This window comes from Occallatibacter gabretensis, assembly GCF_001449115.1.
Lineage (GTDB): Bacteria > Acidobacteriota > Terriglobia > Terriglobales > Acidobacteriaceae > Telmatobacter > Telmatobacter gabretensis.
Genome location: NZ_LAIJ01000014.1, coordinates 1 through 1296, shown reverse-complemented (window position 1 = coordinate 1296; position 1296 = coordinate 1). Strand labels below are relative to the sequence as shown.

The window sequence follows — 1296 nt, the reverse complement described above, 5'->3', positions numbered from 1 at the left end:
TGGATTGCCCGACGTTTTGTACCAGTGAAGAGTTAGTGTAGCGCATCGATTTCTGAGTTCAGATCGATGCAGGATATGGCAGCAAGGGGAGCCGGGAGCGAAGCGACTGGCTCTCCTTGCTGCCGAGTGGTCGAAGTCAGCCATGCCTCCGGTGCTGGTGGTCTGTAGCCAAGCGAAGAGTGTGGTCTAACGGTGTTGTAGTGGACGCGCCAGCGCTCGGCCAGCACACGCAGTTCTTTCATCGAGTAGAAGAGTTCGCCGTTGAGGAACTCGTCCCTGAGTTTGGAGTTGAAGCTTTCGCAGTAGCCGTTCTCCCACGGAGATCCGGGTTCGATGTACAGTGTTTTTGCTCCGGTATCGGCAAGCCATTTGCGCAGGTCCTTGGCCACGAACTCGGGCCTGTTGTCTGATCGAAGATGCTCTGGCACTCCCTTCCACACCATCACGTCAGCCAGTGCTCCGATCACTTTGGCGCTCGACCAACGCCGTTCCGCGCGGATCAGCAGGCACTCGCGCGTGGACTCGTCGATCAGGTTGAGGATGCGCACACTACGGCCGTCATGCGTTCGCGCACTCACGAAGTCGTAGCTCCACACGTGGCCCGCATGCGTCGGCCTGAGCCGCACACACGATCCATCGTTGAGCCACAACCGTCCTCTTGGCTTCTGCCTTTTCGGTACCTTCAGCCCCTCACGACGCCAGATGCGTTCGACCCGGTCCTTGCCCACCTTCCAGCCGGCTCGCTGGAGCAGCGCCGTGATCCGGCGGTACCCGTGACGTCCATACTGGCTGGCAAGAGCAACGATGGCCTGAGTCAGACGATCTTCGTCTTCGCGCTGTGTCGGCTGGTAGCGCTGCGTGCCCCTGGGCTGCCCCAACAGATGGCACGCATGTCGCTCACTTACGCCACGCTCGCAGGCATGGCTCACCGCACTGCGCCGCCGCTCAGGGCTTAGAAGTTTCCCGAGGAGATGTCCTTCAACACCAGATTATCCAGGCTCAGATTCGCTACCAGACGCTTCAGCTTCCCGTTCTCCTGCTCAAGCTCCTTCAACCGCTTCGCCTGGTCGATCTGCAACCCGCCATACTCCTTGCGCCAACGAAAATACGTCTGCTCCACGATCTCCGCTTCCTTGCACGCCTGCGCCGTCGTCTTCCCGTTCGCTACCGCCACTTCGATCTGTCGAAGCAGGTTCACCACCTGCTCTGGCTGATACCGCTTACCTCGTGCCATCTTGCTCTCCTCATTCCAGTGTGTCTCTTAGTCACTGGTACAAAGCAAGCCGGGCAGACCAA

1 protein-coding gene is annotated in these 1296 nt (G+C 59.5%); it reads right to left on the bottom strand.

Annotated elements, in window-relative coordinates; genetic code table 11:
• Positions 1-32: 32 nt before the first annotated feature.
• Positions 33-1234 (bottom strand): IS3 family transposase gene (locus VO84_RS21925; protein ID WP_231738153.1). Its coding sequence is split into 2 segments (ribosomal slippage): positions 33-967 and positions 967-1234, totalling 1203 coding nucleotides; the frame shifts between segments, so codons are not numbered across the junction.
• Positions 1235-1296 lie beyond the last annotated feature (62 nt).